This is a genomic window from Acidimicrobiales bacterium (assembly GCA_034521975.1).
In the GTDB taxonomy this organism is placed as follows: domain Bacteria; phylum Actinomycetota; class Acidimicrobiia; order Acidimicrobiales; family SKKL01; genus SKKL01.
This window is the reverse complement of the sequence record JAXHLR010000006.1, coordinates 534,995-560,103: the sequence shown is the minus strand read 5'-3', so window position 1 is coordinate 560,103 and position 25,109 is coordinate 534,995. Positions and strand designations below refer to the sequence as shown.

At 68.0% G+C, this 25,109-nt stretch carries 24 protein-coding genes and 1 tRNA gene; 16 read left to right on the top strand and 9 right to left on the bottom strand.

Annotation, left to right across the window (positions count from 1 at the left end; all coding sequences use genetic code 11):
* Positions 1–22 precede the first annotated feature (22 nt).
* Complete coding sequence (locus tag U5K29_12195; GenBank protein ID MDZ7679298.1) at positions 23–817, top strand: alpha/beta hydrolase; 795 nt, start codon at positions 23–25, stop codon at positions 815–817.
* A gap of 619 nt (positions 818–1,436) precedes the next feature.
* Here the strand turns inward: U5K29_12195 and U5K29_12190 are convergent.
* The 4 genes from U5K29_12190 to U5K29_12175 all read right to left on the bottom strand — a co-directional run bounded on the left by U5K29_12190 (position 1,437) and on the right by U5K29_12175 (position 6,350).
* On the bottom strand, positions 1,437–1,739 hold the full coding sequence (locus U5K29_12190; protein ID MDZ7679297.1) for a hypothetical protein: 303 nt from the start codon (positions 1,737–1,739) through the stop codon (positions 1,437–1,439).
* Complete coding sequence (locus U5K29_12185; GenBank protein MDZ7679296.1) at positions 1,739–4,612, bottom strand: RHS repeat-associated core domain-containing protein; 2,874 nt, start codon at positions 4,610–4,612, stop codon at positions 1,739–1,741. Before U5K29_12185 ends, U5K29_12190 begins: the two co-directional genes overlap by 1 nt.
* On the bottom strand, positions 4,570–5,463 hold the full coding sequence (locus U5K29_12180) for a hypothetical protein (GenBank protein ID MDZ7679295.1): 894 nt from the start codon (positions 5,461–5,463) through the stop codon (positions 4,570–4,572). The genes U5K29_12185 and U5K29_12180 overlap by 43 nt, the downstream gene beginning before the upstream one ends.
* Positions 5,464–5,705: 242 nt before the next feature.
* Complete coding sequence (locus U5K29_12175; GenBank protein ID MDZ7679294.1) at positions 5,706–6,350, bottom strand: hypothetical protein; 645 nt, start codon at positions 6,348–6,350, stop codon at positions 5,706–5,708.
* Between the two features lie 114 nt (positions 6,351–6,464).
* On the opposite strand from U5K29_12175, the gene ndhC reads away from it, so the two are divergent.
* The 14 genes from ndhC (at position 6,465) to U5K29_12105 (ending at position 20,480) form a co-directional block, all read left to right on the top strand.
* Complete coding sequence (ndhC, locus tag U5K29_12170; GenBank protein MDZ7679293.1) at positions 6,465–6,830, top strand: NADH-quinone oxidoreductase subunit A; 366 nt, start codon at positions 6,465–6,467, stop codon at positions 6,828–6,830.
* Positions 6,821–7,321 (top strand): NADH-quinone oxidoreductase subunit B family protein, encoded by a 501-nt coding sequence (locus tag U5K29_12165; protein ID MDZ7679292.1) that lies wholly within the window; start codon positions 6,821–6,823, stop codon positions 7,319–7,321. The genes ndhC and U5K29_12165 overlap by 10 nt, the downstream gene beginning before the upstream one ends.
* Positions 7,299–8,036 (top strand): NADH-quinone oxidoreductase subunit C, encoded by a 738-nt coding sequence (locus U5K29_12160; GenBank protein MDZ7679291.1) that lies wholly within the window; start codon positions 7,299–7,301, stop codon positions 8,034–8,036. The genes U5K29_12165 and U5K29_12160 overlap by 23 nt, the downstream gene beginning before the upstream one ends.
* Before the next feature lie 2 nt (positions 8,037–8,038).
* Entirely contained in the window at positions 8,039–9,211 is a 1,173-nt protein-coding gene (locus U5K29_12155) for an NADH-quinone oxidoreductase subunit D 1 (protein ID MDZ7679290.1), read from the top strand.
* On the top strand, positions 9,208–10,254 hold the full coding sequence (locus U5K29_12150) for a complex I subunit 1 family protein (protein MDZ7679289.1): 1,047 nt from the start codon (positions 9,208–9,210) through the stop codon (positions 10,252–10,254). Before U5K29_12155 ends, U5K29_12150 begins: the two co-directional genes overlap by 4 nt.
* Positions 10,255–10,782 (top strand): NADH-quinone oxidoreductase subunit I, encoded by a 528-nt coding sequence (locus U5K29_12145; protein ID MDZ7679288.1) that lies wholly within the window; start codon positions 10,255–10,257, stop codon positions 10,780–10,782.
* Positions 10,783–11,301 carry an NADH-quinone oxidoreductase subunit J gene (locus tag U5K29_12140; GenBank protein MDZ7679287.1) on the top strand — a complete coding sequence of 173 codons (519 nt, stop codon included), beginning with the start codon at positions 10,783–10,785 and terminating at the stop codon, positions 11,299–11,301.
* 4 nt (positions 11,302–11,305) lie between these two features.
* On the top strand, positions 11,306–11,605 hold the full coding sequence (nuoK, locus tag U5K29_12135) for an NADH-quinone oxidoreductase subunit NuoK (protein ID MDZ7679286.1): 300 nt from the start codon (positions 11,306–11,308) through the stop codon (positions 11,603–11,605).
* On the top strand, positions 11,605–13,638 hold the full coding sequence (nuoL, locus tag U5K29_12130) for an NADH-quinone oxidoreductase subunit L (protein MDZ7679285.1): 2,034 nt from the start codon (positions 11,605–11,607) through the stop codon (positions 13,636–13,638). Before nuoK ends, nuoL begins: the two co-directional genes overlap by 1 nt.
* Before the next feature lie 30 nt (positions 13,639–13,668).
* Positions 13,669–15,228 (top strand): NADH-quinone oxidoreductase subunit M, encoded by a 1,560-nt coding sequence (locus tag U5K29_12125; protein ID MDZ7679284.1) that lies wholly within the window; start codon positions 13,669–13,671, stop codon positions 15,226–15,228.
* Positions 15,229–15,232: 4 nt separating this feature from the next.
* Entirely contained in the window at positions 15,233–16,747 is a 1,515-nt protein-coding gene (locus tag U5K29_12120) for an NADH-quinone oxidoreductase subunit N (protein MDZ7679283.1), read from the top strand.
* Between the two features lie 14 nt (positions 16,748–16,761).
* A complete protein-coding gene (locus U5K29_12115) occupies positions 16,762–17,901 on the top strand; it encodes an SAM-dependent methyltransferase (protein MDZ7679282.1) in 1,140 nt (379 codons plus the stop codon).
* An 87-nt stretch (positions 17,902–17,988) separates the two neighbouring features.
* Complete coding sequence (gene acs, locus U5K29_12110; GenBank protein MDZ7679281.1) at positions 17,989–19,947, top strand: acetate--CoA ligase; 1,959 nt, start codon at positions 17,989–17,991, stop codon at positions 19,945–19,947.
* Between the two features lie 50 nt (positions 19,948–19,997).
* Positions 19,998–20,480, top strand: a complete 483-nt coding sequence (locus tag U5K29_12105) for a hypothetical protein (protein MDZ7679280.1) — start codon at positions 19,998–20,000, stop codon at positions 20,478–20,480.
* Here U5K29_12105 and U5K29_12100 read toward each other — a convergent pair.
* Together U5K29_12100 and U5K29_12095 are read right to left on the bottom strand one after the other, a co-directional pair.
* Positions 20,471–21,109: a methyltransferase domain-containing protein gene (locus tag U5K29_12100; GenBank protein MDZ7679279.1), complete on the bottom strand. Its 639-nt coding sequence runs from the start codon at positions 21,107–21,109 to the stop codon at positions 20,471–20,473. The two genes, U5K29_12105 and U5K29_12100, sit on opposite strands and share 10 nt — an antisense overlap.
* A gap of 7 nt (positions 21,110–21,116) precedes the next feature.
* On the bottom strand, positions 21,117–21,605 hold the full coding sequence (locus U5K29_12095; protein MDZ7679278.1) for a YajQ family cyclic di-GMP-binding protein: 489 nt from the start codon (positions 21,603–21,605) through the stop codon (positions 21,117–21,119).
* A gap of 97 nt (positions 21,606–21,702) precedes the next feature.
* On the opposite strand from U5K29_12095, the gene U5K29_12090 reads away from it, so the two are divergent.
* Positions 21,703–21,787: transfer RNA gene (locus U5K29_12090), tRNA-Tyr, on the top strand.
* A 166-nt stretch (positions 21,788–21,953) separates the two neighbouring features.
* Here U5K29_12090 and U5K29_12085 read toward each other — a convergent pair.
* The 3 genes from U5K29_12085 to U5K29_12075 all read right to left on the bottom strand — a co-directional run bounded on the left by U5K29_12085 (position 21,954) and on the right by U5K29_12075 (position 24,965).
* The gene (locus tag U5K29_12085; GenBank protein MDZ7679277.1) at positions 21,954–22,901 is read right to left on the bottom strand and encodes a type IV toxin-antitoxin system AbiEi family antitoxin domain-containing protein; all 948 of its coding nucleotides are present in this window, start codon (positions 22,899–22,901) and stop codon (positions 21,954–21,956) included.
* 193 nt (positions 22,902–23,094) lie between these two features.
* On the bottom strand, positions 23,095–23,583 hold the full coding sequence (locus U5K29_12080; GenBank protein ID MDZ7679276.1) for an N-acetyltransferase family protein: 489 nt from the start codon (positions 23,581–23,583) through the stop codon (positions 23,095–23,097).
* Positions 23,584–23,615: 32 nt separating this feature from the next.
* Positions 23,616–24,965, bottom strand: coding sequence for a hypothetical protein (locus tag U5K29_12075; GenBank protein ID MDZ7679275.1), 1,350 nt, complete (start codon positions 24,963–24,965; stop codon positions 23,616–23,618).
* Positions 24,966–25,109: the final 144 nt, after the last annotated feature.

Genomic DNA, 25,109 nt, shown 5'->3' with positions numbered 1-25,109 from the left:
AGCGACCTGTCAGGCTCGTCCCATGCCGGTCGCCACCACCACCGACGACGTCGACATCCACTACGACGTCAGTGGGAGCGGCCCGCCGGTCGTGCTCGTCCATGGCATCACCGACTCGTCGCTCGACTGGAGCCCGATCGACGAGCGACTCACCGTCGATCACACCGTGGTGCGCCTCGACCTGCGGGGGCACGGACGGTCCGGTGACAGCGACGACTACTCACCCCTCGGCATGGCTCACGACGTCGAGGCCGTGGTCGATGCCAGCGGGGTCGACACGCCGCTGGTGGTGGGTCACTCGCTCGGCGCGGTGGTCGCCACCGCCTATGCCGCGGGAGCGTCGACCCGGGGCGTGGTGACCATCGACCAGACCCTGCGGTTCTCGGACTCGGCCGCCACGATCCGCCAGCTCGAACACCAGCTGCGGGGCAGCGGGTTCCACGCCGCGCTGGACGCCCTGTTCCGTCACCTCGACGGCCCGCTGGTGCCCGACTCGCTCCGCTCCCGACTCGCCGCCAATCGCGAAACGGCCCGACCCGAGGTGGTCCTCGGCGTGTGGGAGCTCACCTTCTCGACCTCCGACGAGGACCTCGACGGTTTGGCCGCCATGGTCGCTCCCGGCGTCACCGTGCCCCACCTGTCGATCTTCGGCAACGATCCCGGCGACGACTACGCCAGGTGGCTCACCGGTCTCATCCCACAGGCCCAGGTCGAGCTCTGGGACGGGCACGGCCACTATCCGCACCTGGTCGACCCCGAACGCTTCCTGGTCCGCCTCGCCGACTTCGAGGCCGAGTGCGGCTCGGCCGCGACCTGATCAGGTGGCCGACCTCGTCGGGATCTGAGTCGTCGAGTGCCGATGAGGTCCGCATCGAGCGTCTGATTGACCCGAGGGGTGGACCGTCCGGTTGCAGCCACCGCGATCGAGGATGTGGCGACCGGGTTCTCGAACTGAGCGTGGACCATCGCCGCCTGGATGGCTGCGGGCCCCGGTCTTGGTTGAAGGTGTCGACGTGGAGCCCTTCGATAGGGGATGAGGCGGTTGGCTCGGATTGCGACTGGAGTCGGATGAGAGGTCGCGACCGCGCCGGGTCGCCGGCGTTGATCTTGACCAGGCATCGTTCGGCGTCGGCCGGCGTTGGTGCCATCTCGACGGGAAGGGTGAGATCAGGGTCGCTGATGGTGTTTGGGCGCCCCACGATCTCGCCCTCCACGTCGGAAGGGACAGGCGGAAGGCGCGCGAAGTCATCGCGGGTAGTCGTAGGTGGAGACCGAGCCAGCGTTGTCATGAAACGAGGCCATGCCGACCCTCGGACTGGCGGCAGCTGGTGCCACTGAGAACGAGCCGAATGCCCACCCGCCAGCTGCTACCAGGACGACCAGGGCTAAGCTGATCCCGCGTAGAAGCTGGTGCCAAAGGCGAATTGCTGACCGAATCATGGGACGTACCGAAGGCGCCCTTCGCTGAAGTATCGAACCTTCGCGTCGGACATCTGCGCTTCGATCGCGCGGGCGAGTAGAAGTCCCTCTGTGTCAAGCGCGTCGATCAGTTCCGCCGTCGGGCTCGACCCACGCTCGGCCTCGTCAAGCGGAATGATGGCTTTGTATCTTGCGTTCCAGTCGCGGATGCGATCGCCGAGGTTCTCGGTCAGCCCGACCTCCTCGGGAACCACGGTTCCAACGAAGTCGTCGCGAAGCGCGGACTGCGTGTAGTCGGCGGCAAGAGTCAGATACCGCATCAGCCCCCCACGAACGTCCTGTGGAAGATCGTGCCTGTATCGGGGTTGAGCGCGATCTCGAAGAAGCCATCCTTCCCGTTGATGGACCCAGGTGTCCGGTAGAGCAGCGACCCGTCCGCCTGCCGCACCGGTGTGGATCTGAGGATGACATCGTCATACGAGTAGGGGAAGTTGTGACTGACCGGGTCTTGGAGCCCTCGAGCCCGAATCCGCGGGTGATAGCTGTATCCGTGGGTGAACGCGTCATCAGCTGCGGCTGTGACGTCGTCGCCAATCCGTGCCGCGCTTGGGGTTCTCGACGCGGGATTGTTGGGAGCGGCGCGAGTGGCTCTTCGGATGGCTGCTGCGCCCGCCCCGCCAACCGGGGCGAAGGTGCCGGCGCAGTACCACCCGTCGGCTGCGCAGTCGTTCCAGGTGTCGCTGGGGCTGAAGTTCACAACTCCGTCGACCAACGCCGTGGTGGTGTCGGGTCGGCAGGTGCCGCCGGTCCACATCGCGATGGTGCACTCGGTGTGGTCTTGGCCGAGTCCCCACACCAGTTCACCGGTGCCTCGTGCGGTGTCCCACACACCGCTGCCGAATGCGCACGCGAACGCGAGCGGTCCACAGCGGCTTGGTGAGGAGGCGGGTTCTGGCACCGAGCCGAGGTTCATCGATGTCGCCGGGTTCCAGGGCGTGAACTCGATGGGGGCGACCGAGTCGGCCCACTGGTTCCACATCGCGTTCTGGGAGGCGAGCAGTTCCCAGTACCAGTCGGGCTGGCCCACTGCGATCCCGGCCAGTGACGCGTCGTCGGGGCGGAGGCCCAATGGGTCGATCTGGCTGTGGGGGTTGTTGTTGGCGTAGTGGTAGCGGTTGGCGACGGTGGGGGTGCCGGGCACGCCGTCGAGGGGGTCGGGGCTGGTGAAGGTGTGGAGGCCGGGGTGGTAGTCGCGGTTGCGGAGATGGATCACGCCGTCGATGGTGAGCTCGCCGCGGTAGCCGAGCCCGAACCGGGCTGGTGCGACGGTGCCTTCGGGGTTGCCCCAGGGGTCGTAGCCGTCCAAGAAGTAGTGGTTGAGGTTGCTGGCGTTGGGGTCTCGGTTGACCCCGCCGAGCCAGACCGGTCCGTAGTGGACCCCGACCGCCCCGGTGGGCCCCTGGAGATAGGACACCAGGCCGTCGCGGTCGCCCCACTGTTGGGTGGCCAGCACCGGCCCAGCCGCCCGGGAGCGGTCCCACGCGACCGGTTTGGTGCCGTCGCCGGGGTCGAGGCTCACCAGGTAGCGGTCACCGTCATAGACCCGCTCGGTGGTGCGGGCCTCACCATCCCAGTGGGTGGTGACCTCGGTGGGTAGGCCACGGGGGTCGTAGTCCGCGGCGAACACCGGGGTCGACGCCAACCGGGCCTCGACCAGGCGCCCGTCGGGATCGTGGTCGAAACTGGTGGGTACCACCCACCCGTTGGTCCAGTAGCTGGTCCCATCGACGGGTTGGCCGTCGGCATCGAAGTTGGTGTGGCGGGCCTCATCGCCGGCGTCGGTGCTCGACGCGCTGTGGGTGATCAGACCCCGGGTGTTGTAGGTCCAGGACCACTGCTCCCCGCCGCGTTGGCGTTCGATCAGCTGACCAGCGGGGTCATAGGCGAAGGTCTCGACGGTGCCGTTGCGGTCCTGTTCGACCAGGCGTCCCGCGTGATCCCACCCGAGCTCATAGACCCGCAGCGGGTTCTCCGCCAGCTGCTGGCGGTACTCCAGTGGTCGATGCGCACCGTTGTCGGGAAACACCCAGCTCGCGGTGCCACCGTCGCCGTCGGGCCCGATCGTCTCGGCGGTCACCCGACCATCGGCGTCGTAGTCCCACCCGGCACGCTCGATCCCGTCTTGGGTCAACGCCACGGGGCGGCCCAACGAATCGAGGTCGTAGTGCGCGTCGAAGCCCCACGGATAGCCCACCCGGATGCGATGACCGTGCTGGTCATAGCCGAACGTGGTGTGCTCCTGTGGGCCCACAACCTCGACCAGCGCACCGTTGCGATTCCACCCATAGCTGGTGTCCCCAGTCGGATCAGCGACCTGGGTCTGGCGGCCGAGGCTGTCATACCAACGCTCGACCACCACGTCCTCGTCCACACCAGGGGCCGACCAACGCTGCTCACGGACCGAACCGCCCGGCCAGTGCTGGCGGGACTCCACGCGCCCTGAGGGATGGGTGAGCGTGGACAACCACCCCGTCGCCGGGGCATACCCGTAGCCGGTGGTGCCACCCCCGGGCCGGGTGTGAGCCACCAGCCGGTCATCGAGATCCCACGCCCAAGTCTCCACCACCTCGGACCACACGTCAGGATCCGACGCGTCGTCGTTGGACCACGCCCGCTGCGACACGAGATTGCCCCGGGCGTCGTAGTCGAACGACACCTCGACTCGATCACTCCACTCGTCCTGGCGCGGATCGCGCACCCACGCCAACCGACCGCTGGGGTGATACCCGAACGTCGACCGAGGCGCCGACGCCGACTCGGCGGGGTCGTGCGGCTCCGCGTGCTCCACGACCCGATCCATCGCGTCATACTCCCAGGTCTCGACCGACTCGCCCACCCCCGTCGGAGACGGCGTGTACTCCGCGACGGGACGGCCGGCCGCGTCGAGCTCCCACCGCACATAGGAGTCGCCCGCCGAGTCGGCACGCACCACCCGACCCGCCTCGTCGAAGGTCGACCTCGACACACCCCCGTCGGGATCGGTCACCGACACGAGCCGTCCCGCATCGTCATAGTCATAGGCCGTGACCCGCTTGGCCGACTGGTCGCCATCGACCCAGTCGAAGACCTCCACCCCTGTCGGCGCCTCGATCATCTGATGGAGCCGCCCCGCCGCGGTGTAGGTGTGCTCCACCACCCGATCCGCCGGGTCCCGTTCGGCCGGATCGACCGAGGTCGGGTCGTGGTAGGCCTCGTCGCCATCGAGTCGACGATCTCGAACCGCAACCGACCGGCATCGTCATAGCGGAACCAGGTGCGGGTCATGTCCTCACCCGCTCCCTCGGTCGTCTCGATCAGCCGACCGGCCTTGTCGTAGATCGTGGTCGACCGCGACCGCACGGCAGCCCCGTCGGCGTCGACGGCTCCCACCGGACCGAGCTGTTCGACCACCCGGCCCATCTTGTCGAACACCGAGGTGGTGGTGCGGGACTCGTCGGCGGGATCAGGACCCAGCACCGTTGTGGTGCGGTTGCCATCGGCGTCGTAGCCGAAGTGCGTCTCCAGGCCCTCGGGCGAGATCTCCGTCGTCAGGCGACTCAACCGGCCGTAGAGGTAGGTCGTCGTGGCGGCGTCGGGGGTGCCGTGGGCCGCGGTCACCCGCCGCTCGCCGACCGAGATGTGCTCGGTCAAGGTGATCACGCCCTCGGGGTCGCGCACCGTCTCGACCCGACCGGCCTCGTCGTAGGTGTAGAACCACGACCCGGTGGTGGGATCACAATCCGCCGCGGGAGTGGGGTTCGATTCGTCCGACAGACACACCAACCGGCCCGCGTCGTCGTAGAGGTACTCGACGGGGTGATGGGACGGATCGACCCCCACCGGGGGGCCCGCTTCGGAGATGAGACGCCCCGCGGCGTCATAGGAGTACGTCGTGGTGGCGGCAAGGGGAGTTGAAGCAGCCGTCGTGGTCGACTGCAACCGGCCAGCCGGGTCGTAGCGGTACTCGGTGCGCACCTCATCGGCGGTGCCCGGGGCGACGACCACTGCGCACAGCTCCCCCACCGGTGAGGTTGCCGACTTCGAGTATGGGCGAGAACAGCCCGGTCTCGGGGTCCCGAGCGCCCACCTCCCCACTGTCGGGATCAACACCACCGACCGCGGTCACCAACCGGTCCGCCGCTCCCGCCACCTTCTGACCCCCTCACCGTCGCCGTGGCCCGGAAACCGTAGGGTCGACGGGACCAAGCGTCAAGCGACCACTGGCCGCGACGTCGGGCCCGCGGTGGTCACCGAGACCGGAAGTGAAGGTCGGCCAGCGCCATCTCGCCCGTCCCCAGGTTCCGAGCCAACAGCACGCACCGGGAGCGGTGCCCGTGGTCGGGAGGGAGGGCGCAGTCCACGAGCCGGCCGCGGTTGAGATGCAGGAACCTGGGGACTCGCAGCCTCGTGCGGTAGGCACCTTCGTCCGAGGTGGTGGCGACCGAGACGGGACCGCCGTGGTCGCAGTGGCGTGCCGGCTCGTGTCGAGCATCGAGGATCCCCGCACCGCACACGTGGAAGGCCACGCGCGCACCGATGCCGAGCTCCCAGCCGGACACGAGCACGCGATACCGGTCGTGGAGCCCCCCGTTGGGTGACACCACCACGGGGGCTCCGTAGCGGGGCGACCACCGAGACGCGGTGGCAGAGACCGACTCCCAGGCGCTCGGCTCCCGGTGCGCCGGCTCGGCCTCCTGTCCGGAGGGCGGGGGTCCGAACCCGGGTGCCGCCAGGAATCCAGGTGCCGCGACGAAGATCACGATGACGATGAGCGCGCCCACCAGGGGAGTGGCGAACGGCCAGCGCCGACGTCGCGCCGAGTGGATCTGGCCGGACGCCGGCAGCGGCCGATCGATCTCGTCGGACTCACAGAGGTCGCTACGTGGGGCCATGGACCCGCCTCGGCGTCGTGGGAGCCCCAGTCTAGCGAGGGTGACCACCGTCACTACCGGGCACGCCGGGGCCTGTTTGGCCCTTCGTGAGCGCCTTCACTAGGCTCACGCGCCGTGTCGGAATTCCTCCGGAGCTACCTGACCATCGCCATCTTCGGCGGCCTCGCCGTGGTGTTGATCGGGATCATCCTCGGTGCAGGACGTCTGCTCCGCCCCACCCGCGCCCAACCGCAGAAGTACCTCACCTACGAGAGCGGCGCAGACCCCGTCGGCGAGGAGTGGACCCAAACCCAGGTCCGCTACTACATCTTCGCCCTGCTGTTCGTGCTCTTCGACGTAGAAGCCGTGTTCATCTTCCCCTGGGCCACCCGACTCGAGACCTACGGCGTGTTCGGCCTCGTCGAGATGGCAATCTTCATCTTCATCCTCGCACTCGGCCTGCTCTATGCATGGCGCAAGAAGGTACTCAGATGGGTCTAGTCGAGAGCGGAAAGCTCCCCAAGCCGCTCACCAGCCTCCTCAACCTCAGCCGCCGCTATTCGCTGTGGATGTTCCAGTGGGGTCTGGCGTGCTGCGCCATCGAGATGGGCGCGGCCGTCGCATCGCCGCGCTATGACATCATGCGCCTCGGCGTCATCCCCTTCCCCGCGAGCCCCCGCCAGGCCGACCTCATCATCATCGCCGGCACGGTCACCGACAAGATGGCGCCTTCGGTGCTGCGCCTCTACGAGCAGATGCCCGACCCCAAGTACGTCATCTCCATGGGCTCGTGCGCCAACTGCGGTGGGCCATACTGGGACTCCTACTCGGTGACCAAGGGCGTCGACCAGATCATCCCGGTCGACGTGTACGTCCCCGGCTGCCCACCTCGCCCCGAGGCACTGCTCGAGGGCATCGTGGTCCTGCAGGAGCGCATCGGCCGCGAAGACATCGCCGCACGCTGGAAGGGTGAGCCGATTGTCCTCAGCTGACACGGATGCACCAGACACCGACGACACCACCGAAGCAGAAGACGAGGTCGTCGAAACCGACGAGGTCCGCGAGGCGTTGCTCGCCGAGCTGGTCGACCGCGTCGGTGACGGCGTCGTCGACAGCCACATCGACCCGGGCCACGACCTGTGGGTCCGCATCGCCAACGAGGCCTGGGCCGACACCGCGGCGGGTCTGCGCCGGGCGCTCGGGTTCGACTACTTCAGCTTCCTCTCGGCCATCGACTGGATGCCGTCGCCCTATGGCCGCTCGATGGACGCTGCGGTCGACCTCGACGAGTCCGACGCCTCCGACACCGGCGAACCCGGCCCCCTCGAGCACGGTGTCTGCGGCGGCGACACCCGGTTCCAGGTCCTGGCCAGGGTGTACTCCACCCGTCGCACCATCGGCTTCACCCTCAAGGCCGACGTCGCCGACGACGACCTCACCATCGAGACCTGGACCGGCACCTACCCCGGAGCCGACTGGCACGAGCGCGAAGCCTGGGAGATGTTCGGCATCGGATTCGCGGGCCATCCGGGTCTGCGCAACATCTACCTGCCCGTCGACTTCGAGGGCCATCCCCTCCGCAAGGACTTTCCGCTGCTGTCCCGCCAGATCAAGCCGTGGCCCGGCATCGTCGACGTCGAGCCGCTGCCCGACACCGGCGGCGATGACGACGACAGCTCCGACGACTCGGGCGGAGAGGAGTCCTGACCATGGCCGCCATCTCCGAACGCCGCCAGCTCGCCTACATCGCCGCCCAGGCATCCGACGCCCGCGTCAACGTCGAGCTCGAGACAGAGGGCATGACCCTCAACATGGGTCCACAGCACCCCGCCACCCACGGCACGCTGCGCCTCGTCGCCAAGCTCGACGGCGAGCAGGTGGTGGCCGCCGACCCGGTCATGGGCTACATGCACCGCGGCTACGAGAAGCTCACCGAGGTCCGCACCTATCCCCAGGTCACCACCCTGGTCAACCGGATCGACTGGCTCGGGAGCTTCGCCAACGAGGTGCCGTTCATCCTCGCCGCCGAGCGGCTCATGGAGGTCGAGGCGCCACCGCGGGCCCAGTGGATCCGCACGGTGCTGTTCGAGCTCAGCCGCATCGGCAACATCTCGCTGTTCCTCGGCGACATGGCCCTGCAGATCGGAGCGATGACCCCGGCGTTCTACGCGTTCCGCGACCGCGAGTTCGTGCTCAACCAGATCGAGTCCGCCACCGGCGGGCGCTTCCACCCCAACTTCGACCGCATCGGTGGCCTCAAGGACGATCTCCCCAAGGGATGGATCGACGAGACCAAGACCGCGATGGCCAAGCTCCGCGAGTTCTGCGACCTGCTCGAGAACCTGGTGGCCGGCAACGAGATCTTCGAGCGCCGCACCCGAGGCATCGGGGTCATCCCCGCCGACATCGGCCTGTCCTACGGCCTGTCGGGCGCCAACATCCGTGCCAGCGGCGTCGACTGGGACCTGCGTCGCGACCAGCCGGTCGGCCTCGCTTGGGACCAGGTCGACTGGAAGGTCTGGACCCATCCCGACGGCGACTCGTTCGCCCGCTTCTGGGTCCGCCTCCAAGAGGTCCGCGAGTCGACCCTCATCGTCGATCAGCTACTCGACGGGCTCCCGTCGGGCCCGATCATGGCCAAGGTCCCCCGCATCATCAAGGTCCCCGAGGGCGAGGCCTGGGTCTCCACCGAGAACCCGCTCGGCGAGATGGGCTACTACATCGTCTCCAAGGGCGACCTGGTGCCGTTCCGGGTCAAGATCCGGTCGGCGTCGTTCAGCAACATCTCGATCCTGCCCTGGGTCCTCAAGGGCGTGTTCGTGCCCGACATCATCACCATCATGGCCAGCCTCTACTTCATCCTCGGAGACATCGACCGGTGATCGATCCCGCGCTCGGAGCACTCGCCATCGAACTCGCGTACTGGCAGGAGACCGCCATCAAGGTCGGTGTCGTCGCCCTGCTGGTCCCGGTGGCCGCGCTGTTGCTCGGCTATGTCTTCCTGCTCAAGATGATGAGCCACATGCAGAGCCGGCTCGGGCCGATGGACTCGGGGCCCCACGGCGTGCTCCAGCTCGTCGGCGACGGCCTCAAGTTCCTCCAGAAGGAGGACATCTTCCCGGCACGGGCCGACAAGTGGGTGTTCGCCGCCGCGCCGATCGTCGTGCTCATCTCGACGATGCTGATCTATGTCCTCATCCCCGCCGGCCCCGACCTCATCGGCGAGCCCGTCGACACCGGCATCTTCCTCGCCCTCGGCGTCTCGTCGATCTCGGTCATCGGGGTCCTCATGGCGGGGTGGTCGTCGGCCAACAAGTACTCGCTCATCGGCGGTCTGCGCTCGGCCGGCCAGCTCATCGCCTACGAGCTGCCCCTCGTACTGGCCGTGGTGGGGGTGGTCATCCAGGCGGGCACCCTCAACCTGCAGGGCATCGTCGCCGCTCAGGCCACCGGCGAGATCTTCGGGTGGGGAGCCATCGGCAACCCCTTCATCCTCACCCAGCTCGTAGGGTTCGCCATCTTCATGGTCGCCATCCAGGCCGAGCTCACCCAGACCCCGTTCGACATGCCCGTCGCCGAGTCCGAGATCCTGGGCGGCTACCAGGTCGAGTACACCGGCTTCCGCTTCCTCACCTTCTTCCTCGCCGAGTTCGGCACCGCCTTCGCCTTCGCCGGCCTGGCGTCGGTGCTCTTCCTCGGAGGGTGGTGGGTCCCCGGGTTCGACCTCGACTCCAACGCCTTGAACGTGATCGGGCCCATCGCCATGTTCGCCAAGATCATGTTCGTCTCGTTCCTCATCTTCTGGTTCCGGTTCACCTACCCCCGGTTCCGTGAGGACCAGCTGCAAGCTCTCGCGTGGAAGGTGCTCATCCCGTTGTCCCTGGTCAACATCGTGGCGACCGGCGTGTTGAAGGTGGTGGTGTAGATGGGACTCCTCCCGGGTGTCGTCAAGGGTCTCGGCATCACGTTCAAGACCATGCTCAAGCCCGCGGTCACCGTGCAGTACCCCCACGAGAAGGAAGCGCCTCCGCCCCGCGCGCGGGGCGTCATCGCCCTCCACGAGGAGAACTGCACGGCCTGCATGCTCTGCGCCCGCGAGTGCCCCGATTGGTGCATCTACATCGAAGGGCACAAGTATCTGGCCCCGCCCCGCCGTGAGGGGGGCAAGCCCCGCCAGAAGAACGCGCTCGACCGCTTCGACATCGACTTCGCTCTCTGCATGTACTGCGGGATCTGCGTCGAGGTCTGCCCGTTCGACGCGCTGTTCTGGAGCCCGGAGTTCGAGTACTCCGAGCCCCACATCGCCGACCTGCTCCACGACAAGACCATGCTCGGACACTGGATGACCACCGTCCCCGAATTCGAACCATACGAAGCCGGCTCCGAAGCCAAGGCCAAGAAGGTGCCGGCCTACGAGCCCACGCCCTTCGAACCCAAGCAGGTGTCGCGCTAGATGGATGCCGTCTGGGGTGACAACGTCGCGCAGAACATCGCGTTCTACGCCATCGCCATCCCCATGGTGGTGGCGGCGCTCCGGGTCGTCACCACCAAGAACGTCGTGCACGCCGCGTTGTACCTGGTCGTCGTGCTGCTCGGGGTGGCCGCCCAGTTCATCGTCCTCGGCGCCGAGTTCATCGCCGCCACCCAGGTGCTGGTCTATGTGGGAGCGATCGTGGTGCTGCTCCTGTTCGGCGTGATGCTCACCCGCGCCCGCCTCGGCCACGACGCCGAGGTCGACAACGAGCCCGCCCAACGACTCGCCGGTGGGCTCGTGGCCGTGGTGCTGTTCGCGCTGATGACCTTCGCCGTGTTCGACCAGTGGCAGGACGTCACCCTCCCCGAGGAGCGCTACCAGTCCGTCGCCGTCGTCTCCGACTCGATCTTCTCCACCTACCTGGTGCCGTTCGAGGCCACGTCGGTATTGCTGCTCGCCGCCCTCATCGGCGCCATCGTGCTGGCAAGGAGGGATTGAAGCGATGCTGCTCACCAACTTCCTGCTGCTGTCATCGCTGCTGTTCTGCATCGGCGTCTACGGCGTGCTCGCCCGCAAGAACGGCGTGCTGGTCCTCATGTCCATCGAGCTCATCCTCAACGCGGTGAACATCAACCTGGTCGCCTTCGGCGTCATCACCGGGACCATCTCGGGTCACGTGTTCGCCCTGTTCATCGTCGCCGTCGCTGCTGCTGAGGTCGGTGTGGGTCTCGCCCTGGTGATCCTCATCTATCGCAACCGCCGCAGCATCGACCTCAACGAACTCGACCTGATGAAGGGCTGATGCTGATGTTCTTCCTCGAGAACGCCTGGATCATCCCCGCCATCCCGGCCGCGTCGTTCTTCCTGATCCTCTTCTTCGGCAAGCGGATGCCCCTGAAGGGCTCCGAGATCGGCATCGTCGCCGTCGGCGCCTCCTTCGTGCTCGCGGTGCTGGCCGGCTTCTCCTGGATCGACCACGTCGACAGCAGCGACCACGGCGCCGAAGCGGTCACCCAGGCATGGACCTGGTGGCAGAGCGGCGGCGTCGAGTTCACCGTCGGCACGATGGTCGACGGGCTGTCGGTGATGATGCTGTTCGTGGTGGGGCTGGTCTCGCTGCTGGTGCACGTGTACTCCACCGAGTACGTCAAAGGCGACCGGCGCTACACCCACTTCTTCGCCTTCCTCAGCCTGTTCACCGCCTCGATGATGATGCTGGTCATCGCCGAGAACACCTTGCAGCTCATCGTGGCGTGGGAGCTGGTCGGGGTCTGCTCGTTCGCGCTGATCGGTCACTGGTGGGAGGAGAAGGACAACTCCGACGCCGCCCTGAAGGCCTTCATCACCAACCGCGTCGGCGACATCGGACTCCTCGTCGGGGTGACGATCCTGTTCTTCGCCGCCGGCGGCACCTTCAACATCATCGAGATCAACACCCTGGCCAACGAGGGGTCGATCAGCCACCTGTCGCTGCTGGTCGCCTCGGTGGCGCTGATCGCCGCGGTGATGTCCAAGTCCGGCCAGTTCTTCCTGCACACCTGGCTGCCCGACGCCATGGCCGGACCCACCCCGGTCTCGGCGCTCATCCACGCCGCCACCATGGTCGTGGCCGGTGTGTTCCTGGTCGGGCGCATGTACGGGGTGTTCTGGGAGGGCATGTCCATCCCGGTGGCCAACATCAACCTGCTGGCCCTCATCGGTGGTGTCACCACCCTGGTGGGCGCCTCGCTGGCGTTCGTGCAGCGCGACATCAAGAAGGTGCTGGCCTACTCCACCATCAGCCAGCTCGGCTACATGGTCCTGGCCCTCGGTGTCGGCGCATGGACCGCGGCGCTGTTCCACCTCTTCACCCACGCCTTCTTCAAGGCCTGCCTGTTCCTCGGCGCCGGTTCGGTCAGCCACGCCTGTCATCACAGCTTCGACATGATCTCGGACATGGGTGGGCTGCGGAAGTACATGCCCCACACCTACAAGACCTTCATCATCGGCTCCATCGCCCTCGCCGGACTGCCCCCGCTGGCCGGGTTCTGGTCCAAGGACGAGATCCTCGCCGGTGCCTCCCAGCTCGGTGGTGGCGGCAACGGGTACCCGATCATCCTGGCCATGGGCATGCTCACCGCGTTCCTCACCGCCGCCTACACCACCCGCATGGTCTATCTCACCTTCTTCGGCGAGTACCGGGGCCACGGCACCCCCCACGAGTCGCCCAAGACCATCACCGTGCCGCTGTGGATCCTGGCCGGTCTCGCCGCGGTCGCCGGCTTCGCCAACCTGCCCAGCAAGATCGTGCCCGACAGCCTCGCCTACCGGTTCGAGCACTACGTCGAGCCCGTCGCCGGCTACTTCCCCGACATCTCACACCCCGAGTTCCAGTGGGGGTTCGCCCTCATCGCCACCCTCATCGCCGCCGCCGGTGTCGGGCTCTCCTACGCCTACTGGTTCCAGGGCCGCTGGCACGGCGTCACCGAGCGCAACGCCCTGGCCGCCTCGGGCTACAAGCTGCTCGAGAACAAGTACTACCTCGACACCCTCTACACGACCATCATCGTCGGCACCGTCAAGGGCCCCATCGCCCGGGCCTCCAACTGGGTCAACGCCAAGGTCATCGACGGCGCGGTCAACTTCGCCGGCGAACGCTCGGCCCAAGCCGGGCGCGCCGTCTACACCCAGATCGACCAGAAGGTGGTCGACGGCGCCGTCAACCTCGCCGGCACCGCCTCGGGCGAGGCCGGCGAGGGGCTGCGCCACATCCAGACCGGCAAGATCCGCCAGTACTCCACACTCTTCTTCGCCGCCGCCACCGTGATGGCCGGTGTGCTCGTCGTCATCGTCTAGCTCGTAGGACCAGGAGCCCAAGGAACCACCATGACCGAATTCCTCGCTGACTGGGGCCTCACCCTCGCCATCTTCCTGCCCCTCGCGGGCGCGGCGATCATGGCCCTCATCCCCAAGGCCGAGGAGCAGCTGCACAAGATGGTCGCGCTGGTGACCACCTTGGCGGTGGCCGTCGTCGGCGTGCTCCTCGTCGCCGAGTTCGACTTCGACAACGCGGGCGAGCTGCAGTTCCTCGTCGACCACAGCTGGATCGACATCATCAACAGCCGCTACATCCTCGGCCTCGACGGCATCTCCATGCCGCTCATGCTGCTCACGATGCTGATCGTGCCGCTGTGTGTCATCTACTCCTGGAACCACTTCCCCGAGCCACGCAACCCCAAGGCGTTCCTCATCCTCATCCTGGTCCTGCAGACCGGCATGATCGGCACCTTCCTCGCCCAGGACCTCATCTTGTTCTTCGTGTTCTTCGAGGTCGTGTTGTTGCCGATGTACTTCCTCATCGGGGTGTGGGGTGGCGAGGCCCGCCAGTACGCGGCCATCAAGTTCTTCCTCTACACCCTGTTCGGGTCGGCGCTGATGCTGGTCAGCTTCCTCGCCCTGTTCTTCCTGGGCGACGGCTCGGCCACCGCAGCCGGGGTCGCCAACACCTTCGACATGCGGGCGCTCCCCGAGGCCGCGAGCGCCATCGGCATCACCGCCCAGCTGTGGATCTTCGGCGGCATGTTCCTCGGCTTCGGGATCAAGGTACCGATGTTCCCGTTCCACACCTGGCTGCCCGACGCCCACACCCAGGCCCCCACCGTCGGCTCGGTCATCCTGGCCGCGGTGCTGCTGAAGCTCGGCACCTACGGCTTCATCCGCATCGCCATCCCGATCCTGCCCGAAGCCGCGATCGAGTGGGCACCCTTCATCGGTGCCCTCGCGGTCATCGGCATCATCTACGGCGCGCTCTGCTGTCTGGCCCAGACCGACATGAAGCGCCTCATCGCGTTCTCATCGGTCGCCCACATGGGCTTCACCATGCTCGGCATCGCCACCCTGACCGACTTCGGCATGAACGCCGCCATCTTCGGCATGGTGGCCCACGGGCTCATCACCGGCATGTTGTTCTTCGTCGCCGGGTCGGTGAAGGAGCGCTACCACACCCTCGAGATCAAGCGTCTCGGCGGACTGCTCATCTCCGCTCCCCGCATGGGTTGGATCCTCGGCTTCACCACGATGGCGTCGCTGGGCCTGCCCGGCCTGGCCGGGTTCTGGGGCGAGTTCCCGGTCATCCTCTCGGCCTACAACCCCGCCGGGGGCCTATCGGTCGAGTTGTTCCGGGTCTACATGGTGATCGCTGCCATCGGCACGGTCTTCGCCGCCGGCTACCTGCTGTGGCTCTACCAGCGCACCTCGTTCGGGACGCCCTCCGACGAGTTCGCCGATGACCCGAACATCCACGACGTCGAGGCGCCCGAGTGGATCGCCTGGTTGCCGATGCTGGCGCTCATCCTGGTCCTCGGCGTCTACCCCAACCTGGTGTTCGACATGACCGACCCCGCTGTCGGCCTGGTCAGCGAGCTCGTCGCTGCGGCGGGAAGCTGAGCTGATGGACGGCATCGATCCCACCATGGTCGGCGAGTTCGCCCGGCCCTTCATCGACTGGCATGCCGTCGCGCCCGAGCTGACCTTCCTGGCCGTTGGGGCCATCCTCACCCTCGTCGACGTCCTCTGGCTCGAGAAGGGCCGCAAGTACATGCCGGCCCTCGCCGGTGTCGGCCTGCTCGTCACCCTCATCCCCATCTTGACCCTCGCCGCCGACGGCACCGAGCGGGTGCTGTGGGACGGCGCCTTCGTGGTCGACGAGTTCGCCCTGGTGATGAAGGCCCTGTTCCTCGTCTCCGGCTACGTGGTCGTGCTGCTGTCCACCAACTACATCGCCGAGGGCGACTACTGGGAGAACGAGTACTACGGCCTGCTGGCGGCGTCGCTCATGGGCATGGTGCTCATGGCGTCGGCACGGGATCTGGTCACGATGTTCATCGCCCTCGAGCTGCTGTCGCTGCCGGTCTACATGATGGCCTCGTGGCGCAAGCGCTCGCTCGAGAGCAACGAGGCGGGCATGAAGTACTTCCTCATGGGGGTCTTCGCCTCGGCCGTGCTGCTCTATGGCATGTCGCTGCTCTACGGCGTCAGCGGCAGCACCAAGCTGGCCGACATCGGGGCCGCGGTCGGATCCATGGACGGATCGGTGCCCATCATCACCCTCGGGGTGGTGTTCGTCATCGTCGGGTTCGCGTTCAAGGTCTCGGCGGTGCCGTTCCACGTCTGGGCACCCGACACCTACCAGGGCGCGCCCACCCCCGTCACTGCGTTCCTCGCCGTCGCCTCCAAGACCGCCGGGTTCGTCGCCCTCATCCAGCTGGTGCTCGTCGGCTTCTACGACCGCAGCGACGTCTACGGCCCGCTGCTGTGGGTGCTGGCCGTCGCGTCGATGACCGTCGGCAACCTCATCGCCCTGCGCCAGACCAACATCGTGCGCCTGTTCGCCTACTCCGGCGTCGCCCAGGCGGGCTACATGCTCGCCGCGCTGGCGGTGGCCGGAACCTCGCCCGAGGTCGGCCAGCAGGCGCTGTCGGCGGTGGTCACCTACCTCATCATCTACGCGGCCATGAACCTCGGCGCCTTCGCGGTCATCCACGCGGTGGCCCGCAAGACCCGCTCGGGCGAGGTGTCCAGCTACGGCGGGCTCTTCACCTACGCCCCTGGACTGTCGGTCGCGATGATCATCTTCTTGTTCTCGCTCACCGGAATCCCACCCATGGGAGGCTGGTACGCCAAGCTGGCCGTCATCCAGGCCACCGTGTCCGACGGTGGGTGGTTCGGGTACTCGCTGGCCATCGCCATCGCCGTCAACTCGGTGATCGCGGCCTTCTACTACGCCAACATCGCCCGGCTCATGTTCATGGACCCCGTCCCCGACGGCGACACCACCCCCATCCGGGTGCCGTTCTCGCTGGCCGCGGCGCTCACCATCACGGTCCTGGCCACCATCGTCACCGGGGTGCTGCCGGGCCTGGTCGGCGAGCTTGCCGGGGCCAACCTGATCGCGCTCGGCGGATAGTAGGAGGGCGCCCGGTGAGCGATCCGGCCCCGTTCCTCCTGCACCAGCACCTGGTCGACCGCATCCACCGGCACGGACCGCTGCGGTTCTCGACGGTGATGGACGCCGCGCTGTACGACCCCGACCACGGGTTCTTCACCGCCACCGGAGGCTCGGCCGGCCGACGGGGCGACTTCCTCACCTCCCCCGAGATCGGCCCGCTGTTCGGGGCGGTCCTCGCCCGGGCGCTCGACACGTGGTGGGACGAGCTCGGCCATCCCGATCCCTTCGTGGTCGTCGACGCCGGCGCGGGTTCCGGCACCCTCGCCCTCGCCGTCCTGGGCGCCTCACCCCGGTGCGCGGCGGCGCTGCACTACGTCCTGGTCGAGCGGTCGCCGGTGCTGCGTGAGCGGCACGGCGACCACCTGCCGTTGGCCCCGCCGGCCACATCGCTCGGGGTCCCCGGGGCCGGTGACGGTCCGGTCGTCGTTTCGCTGGCCGAGATGCCTGCCACCGAGGTCGTTGGCGTGGTCCTGGCCAACGAGCTGCTCGACAACCTGGCGGTCGACCTGCTGATCCGGACCGACGACGGTTGGGGCGAGATCCGCATCGGGGTCGACGACGAGTCCGGTGGTGGGCAGCTGGTGCACCACGTCGTCCCGGCCGCCGAACCCGCCGCCGCTGCGGCGCGGCGCTTCGCCCCCGACGCCACGGTGGGCGCCACGATCCCCTGGCAGCGCCAGGCGGGTGACTGGGTGCGCGATGCGCTGGCGCTGCTCTCCGCCGGCAGGTTGGTCGCGATCGACTACGCCGTCGACACCACCAGCGAGCTCGCCCGCCGGCCGATGCACGAGTGGCTCCGCACCTACCGTGGCCACGACCGCGCCGGCGATCCCCTCGACACCGTCGGCACCGCCGACATCACTGTCGAGGTCTGCATCGACCAGCTCGCCTGGGCGGCGGGCGAACCCACCTCGGTCCGGCGCCAGGGCGAGTTCCTCCACGCCCACGGCATCGACGAGCTGGTCGCCGAAGGGCGCCGCATCTGGGAGGAGCGGGCGCCGGTAGGCGACCTGGCGGCCGTCCGCGGTCGCAGCCGCATCACCGAGGCCGATGCCCTCCTCGACCCCGGCGGCCTCGGCGCGTTCCGTGTCGCCGAGTGGGTCCGGGGCTGAGATCACCACCCGGCCTCTGAATCCCGACGCGCCCGGATGGGTAGGCTCGGCGGTGACACCGGACGCGAGCCAGGAGGGGCCGTCGACATGGCCGAGCCGACGATCGAGGACTACCAGGTCGAGGACCGCACCTTCCCACCACCGCCGGACTTCGCTGCCGAGGCTGTGGTCAACGATCCGGCGGTCTATGACGAGGCCGACGCCGACCCCGAGGCGTTCTGGGCCCGCCAGGCCCGCGAACTGCTCACTTGGCACGCCGACTTCGACACGGTCCTCGAGTGGGATCTCCCGTTCGCCAAGTGGTTCGTCGGCGGCACCCTCAACGTCGCCGAGAACTGCGTCGACCGCCACGTCGACGCCGGTAAGGGCGACAGGGTGGCGTTCCACTGGGAGGGCGAGCCCGGCGACACCCGCACCATCACCTACGCCGATCTTCTCGACCAGGTCCAGCGCTTCGCCAACGTGCTGAAGGGTCTCGGAGTCGAGAAGGACGACCGGGTTGCCATCTACATGCCAATGATCCCCGAGCTGCCCGTCGCCATGCTGGCCTGTGCCCGCATCGGCGCCGCCCACTCGGTCATCTTCGGCGGGTTCTCGCCCGACTCGATCATCGACCGGGTCAACGACGCCGAGTGCACCGTCGTGGTCACCGCCGACGCCGGCTACCGCCGGGGCGCACCGTCGATGCTCAAGCCCAACGTCGACCTCGCGCTGGCCAGTACGCCGTCGGTCGAGCACGTGGTGGTGGTGAACCGCTGCGACACCGAGATCCACATGGAGCCTGGCCGCGACCACTGGTGGCACGAGCTCGTGGCCGACGCCGACCCCACCTGTCCGGCCGCGCCCATGGACTCCGAGCAGCTGCTCTACCTGCTCTACACCTCGGGCACCACCGCCAAGCCCAAGGGCATCATGCACACCAGCGGCGGTTACCTCACCCAGGTGGCCTACACCCACAAGGTGGTGTTCGACCTCAAGCCCGACACCGACGTGTTCTGGTGTGCGGCCGACGTCGGCTGGGTCACCGGACACAGCTACATCGTCTACGGCCCCCTCGCCAACGGCGCCACCCAGGTCATGTACGAGGGCACCCCCGACACGCCCGGCCGTGACCGCTTGTGGTCCATCGTCGAGCGCTACGGCGTCACCCAGCTCTACACCGCCCCGACCGCCATCCGCACCTTCATGAAGTGGGGAGCCGAGGAGCCCGAGAAGCACGACCTGTCGTCGCTGCGGGTCCTCGGCACCGTGGGCGAGCCCATCAACCCCGAGGCCTGGATGTGGTACCACACCCACATCGGCGGCGAGCGTTGCCCCATCGTCGACACCTGGTGGCAGACCGAGACCGGCGGCCACATGATCACCCCGCTGCCTGGCGTCACCACCACCAAGCCCGGCTCGGCCACCTTCCCCATCCCCGGCGTCGGGGTCGAGGTGGTTGACGACGCCGGCAACCCCATCGAGCGGGGCGGCGGCTACCTCACCCTCACCCGCCCATGGCCCGGGATGCTGCGGGGCATCTGGGGCGATCCCGAGCGCTACTACGACACCTACTGGTCGCGGTTCGAGGGCCGCTACTTCGCCGGCGATGGCGCCAAGATCGACGACGACGGCTACCTGTGGCTGCTCGGCCGGGTCGACGACGTGATGAACATCTCGGGTCACCGCATCTCCACCGCCGAGGTCGAATCCGCCCTGGTCTCACACCCCTCGGTGGCCGAGGCCGCGGTCGTCGGGGCCAACGATCCCACCAGCGGTCAGGCGATCATCGCCTACGCCATCGCCCGCGGCGATGTCGAGGTCACCGACGATCTCGGCGAGGAGCTCCGCCAGCACGTCGCCACCCAGATCGGTGCGATCGCCCGGCCGAAGACGGTGATCCTGGTGCCGGACCTGCCCAAGACCCGCAGCGGCAAGATCATGCGCCGCCTCCTGCGCGACGTGGCCGAGGGGCGCGACCTGGGCGACACCACCACCCTGGCCGACCCCGGCGTGTTCGACGAGATCACCACCCGCGCCTCCGAGGCCTCCTCCACCGAGGAGTAGGCCAGGGTCGCCTCGCCTGCTCGGTAGGCTGCCGCCACGGTGATGCATCGATGAACCCCCTCACGTGGAAGTGGCGCGACGAACCGATCGATCCGGGCGAGGCGGTCGTGTTCGACCTCGACGGCGTGCTGTCCGACGCCGCCCAGCGCCAGCACTTCCTCGAAGCGCCGCGTCGGGACTGGGACGCCTTCTTCGCCGCCTGCGGAGACGACGACGTCATCGACGAGGTCGCCCGGCTGCTCGACGTCATCGACGACGCGCTGACGATCATCCTGCTCACGGCGCGGCCCATCTCGGTCCAACCACAGACGCTCGGCTGGCTCGACCACTACAAGCTGCGGTGGGACCTGCTCATCATGCGCGAGTACGGCGACTACCAGGCGTCGACGGCGTTCAAGCGCCGAAGCGTCGGCGAGCTGCGCGACTACGGGTTCGACCTCCGATTGGCCTTCGAGGACGACCGGCGCAACGTCGACATGCTCCACACCGAAGGCGTCCCCTGCGTCTACATCCACTCCGGGTACTACGACTGATCCAGGGGCTCGCCCTTGGTCGCCCACACGCCCCACAGCGGGTCGCCGGCCTCGTCGTCGAGGAACTGCTGGGCGTTCAACGTCGCCCAGCCCCCGCTGCGCCGGAAGTACTCGGCCACGATCTCGACGTGCAGGTCGTCGGGGCTGTGGAGCCAACCGCGGATGGCCTTCGTGGGAAAGCAGCGGTTGGAGAACGTGCACACGAACACCCCGGCCGGGCGAAGCACCCGGTTCACCTCGGCGAACACCTCGACCGGCCACGTGAGGTAGTCGACCGACGCGCAGCACACGACGTGGTCGAAGCGCTCGTCGGGAAATGGAAGGGTGGGGGAGCGGTTGAGGTCGTGGATCACCCGGTTCTCGGCCACGGGGTTGTTGGCGAGCTCGAGCTCGTTCATGCCCAGCACCGTGAGCTCGGTGGGCGGGTCGGCGAAGTGCGACACCCATGAGCCCATGAGGTCGAGCACCTGTCCGGTGATGGCGAGCTCGCGGTAGATCTCGCCGACGGCGGCGGTCGCTCGTTGATCGATGTGGGTGACCATGCGCGCCGGCTCGTAGAAGACCTCGTCGCCCGACTCGTCCTCGCGTTCGAAGAACCCCGGCGGAAACCCCTCGTAGGGGTCGGTCACGGTGCTGTCAGTCCCGGAAGTTGATGTACTGCAGCGGGATGCCGAAGTCCTCTTCCTTCAGCGCCGCGATGACCGTCTGCAGATCGTCGCGCTTCTTCGAGGTCACCCGGAGCTGTTCGCCCTGGGTCTGGGACTGCACACCCTTGAGGCCGAGGCCCTTGATGAACTTGTTCAGCTCCTTGGCCTTGTCCGAGGAGATGCCGGCGACCAGCTTGACCTCCTGGCGGGCGGTGCCCCCGGAGGCCTCCTCGACCTTGCCGTAGTCGAGCACCTTGAGCGACACCTTGCGCTTCACCAGCTTCTCCTCGAGCACCTGACGCAGCGCCGCGAGCCGGTCCTCGGTGACGCTGCGCAGGACGATCGAGGCGTCCTCGAGCTCGAGCGATGTGTTCGTGTTCTTGAAGTCGAACCGGTTGGCGACCTCGCGGCTGGCCTGGTCGACCGCGTTGCGGATCTCTTGCTGGTCGACCTCGGAGACAACGTCGAAGGTGGGCATGGCGGCCACCGTAGCGGCCGCCGCGCGCCTGCTTCACGCCTCGTCGGTGGCCACCTTGGGGACCGCGTGGGAGAGGCGCTAGGATCAGCGCCTCGTTGGGTCGGTGCCCGAGTGGCCAAAGGGAGCGGGCTGTAAACCCGTCGGCTCAGCCTTCGGAGGTTCGAATCCTCCCCGGCCCACCAGCGGCGAGCAGGGGCGCCTCCACAGGCGCCCTCGCTCCCGCGCCGCCCCCAACCCTCGCTGCCGCCGGCTCTGGCTCTCGTCCGCCCCATGGGCGTCGGCGGCGTCGCCAGGACTGCACCTCCGACGCCCACGCTCGTCATCTCGCGGATTCCCGGACGGTCGTTGTCATGCCGCGATCGAGCCCGCCCAGCCTCGGTCGACCAGGATCGCTGCGAGCTCGACCAGCGCCTGGTCGAGTCCGTGGTCGAGGTCCCACTGGTCGAACCGGGCAGTGAGCCACCCGAGGGCCGCCAGCCTGCGATCGCGCTGGCGGTCTCGAAGGGTCTCGCTGGCGCCGTTGTGCCAGAACGGATGGTCGATCTCGCCGATCACCTTCCACTCGGGCCACGACGTGTCCATCTCGTACCACTCGCCTGGCGCCACCTCGATGTGTGTGTTCACGGCCGGAGAGGGCAGACCGTGGCGCTCGACGGCCTGACGGAACCGCACCTCGAGATCGCTCCGCGCCGCACCTCGCCAGGCGGGTCGTCCGAGCACGGCCCGCTGAAACGTCGAGGCTCCCGGCCGCGTTGGGTGGTGGAGCCGCTCTCCCGTGCGAACGAGCATGTTGACGCTGCAGCGACCCTCGAGCAGGACCTGCTCGATGACGCTCTCGATCGCCGCGACATCCAGCAGAGCGCTCGCATCGAAGATCGTCCGAGGAGGGCTGGTGAGGCGGACGCCATCGCGGCGCGGGAGCGCGATGTCGATCGGGTCGATCTGGCGACAGCGGTGCACCTCGACACCGGGAAGGCTGAGCCCGGATCCGTGGGGAACCAACACGTGGATCCGTCGGTCGGACATCTTCCGGAGCCCGAGCTCCTGGCCTGCAGTTGTCAGGCCGATCACTGCGACCTCGCTGTACTGGCAGATGGCGGAGAGCGCCTGGACCCTGGTGACCGGATGCGCAGGCGACCGGTAGACGCCGCGGTACACGGTCTCCCAGCCCTCGGTGGCGATGAGGTGGCGAATGGCTCCTGTTGTGAAGCCGAGGTCGACCAGGGTGGACCGGGAGACGACACCGTGGTGGGTGGCGAGCCACCGGTCGAGTCGCGAGCGCTTGTCGGTGGGCATGGGTTCCCCCTCGTGCGAGGTGCTGAGGGGGAAGCGCTCGGTGTGGAGGCTACCGGAGCTCGATCCAGGGAGGAAGGGCGGCGTGGCGACCGGCGAGGGGAGTGGGGCATGAACTCGCCCGACCACCGATCGCATGGGCGTCGAAGGTGCACCCCTGGTGACCAGTCCGACGCCCATGCGAGCAAGGAAGAGTTCAGAGCATGCGCTGCATGACCACGACGTCGAGCCAGCGACCGAACTTGCGGCCGATCTCGCGCTCGGTGCCCACCTGCTCGAACCCGAGCGTGGCGTGCAGGGCGATCGAGGCCTCGTGCCCCGACACGATCCTGGCCATGACGGTGTGGAAGCCGTGCATCGAGGCCAGGTCGACCAACTCGCCCAGCACTGCACGTCCCACGCCCTCGCCCTGGTGGTCGCGGTGCACATACACCGAGTCCTCGACCGTGGTGCTGTAGGCCGGACGTTCGCGGTAGGGCGACAGCGAGCCGAACCCGATGACCGCGCCGGACTCAGCCTCGGCGATCATCACCGCATGAACTCCCGATCGAGCCTGCAACCAGGCCTGCTGCTCCGACGGTGAGCGGGGCACCAGGTCGAAGGTCGCGGTCGAGGTCAGGACCTCGGTGTTGTAGATCTCTCGGATGGCCTCGCTGTCGTCGGGCGAGGCAAGGCGGACGCGCACGGCCCGACCCTAGGCGCAGCTCGCCGCAACGGTCAGATGACGATGCGGCTGGACTCGGGGAGCGGCTTGCCGGCCTCGGCCTCGGCCTCGGACTCGGCCTCGGTTGTCGCTTCGGCCGCCGACGGCTCCACGACCGAGAGGGCACCGGTGATGGCCTCGAGTCGGGCCCAGGCCGCCACGTCGGGATCCTCGGTCAACAGGAGGACCTGTTGACGGTGCGAGGACTCGACGAGCAGCTCGAGCAACGCCGGCTTGACCGACGAGTCGAAGTTGACGAACGGGTCGTCGAGCACGAGCGGGAAGCTCTCACCGGTCTGGCCGATCCGGCGGGCTTCGGCGAGGCGGACCACCAGCTCCTCGGCGAGGACCGAACCGAGATCCTCGACCTCGATCTCGGAGGCGGGGTTCTCGGCACGGACGCGGACGCGGGCGGCAGAGACGATGTCCTCACGGTGGTCGAGCGCCCAGGCCACGGGCACGTCACCGGCCTGCTTCTGCCAGGCGTCGACCGCGTCGCGATGGGCCTCGGCGGCCTCGCTCAGCTCGCGGCGGCTCTGGTCGCTCGACAGCAGGCTGTTGACCCGCTGGAGGTGAAAGCCGAGGTACGAGGAGGCGCCGGCCCGTTCGAGGGCATCCTCCTCGGCCTTGCGGGCGTTGGTGAGCTTCCGCCAGAACAACAGCGAGGTGGCGAGGATGAGCACGGCGGGCACGAGCGCGCCCAGCGCGGCCACGGGGGTGATCAGGTAGCCGAGCGGGAGGGCGGCCATGGCGCTGGCGGCAGCGAGATAGAAGGTGAGCTTGCGCACCCGCTCGTGGCGAGCCTGCGCGGCCTCGTACTCCTGGTGGCGGCGCTCGACCGAGTCGACCAGCTCGAGGTCCTCGGGGGCGGTGCCGGCATCCTCGGCCATCTTGTGGAGCGTGGCTTCGGTCGACTGGAGCCGCTCGGCGATCTTCCAGATGAGGGCCTGGTCGCAGGCGGCCAGTCGACGGATGAGCTCGGCGCTCTGGGTGCGAGTGGTGAGGTCCTGGGCGGTCACCCGCATGCGGCGCTTGGCGGTCTGCTGGTCGAGGCCCTCGACGGCGAGCAGGTCGATGGAGCCCTCGGGCGTGCGGTACGCGGCGCTCACGTCGGTGCCGGCGTCGATGTCGACCACCAGGTGACGCGCGCCGTGGGGGCGGAACACCGCGAGGTGGCGACCCCGGTCGTCGGTCACTTCGAGGTGACCACCGGCGCGGTTGTCCGAGAGCGTGCCCACCAACTCCGACATCAGACCGTCCCGTTCGGCCCGGCCGACCCCGGTGATCACCGTGAGTCGGGGATGGAAGTCGAGGGCGAAGGTCTGGTCCTGCCCTGCATCGATGACGAGTCGTTCGTACCTCACGCTCTCAACATCGGCCGGGGAGGGGAGGAACTTGAGCCGATCGAATCAGTCCGATCGACCTAGCCGGGGGCCCATCGCTCGAGAGCGGTCGCCGCCGGTGGCGCGGCGGCCGGATCCGGGTTGGGCAAGCGGGCTCGCCCGTGG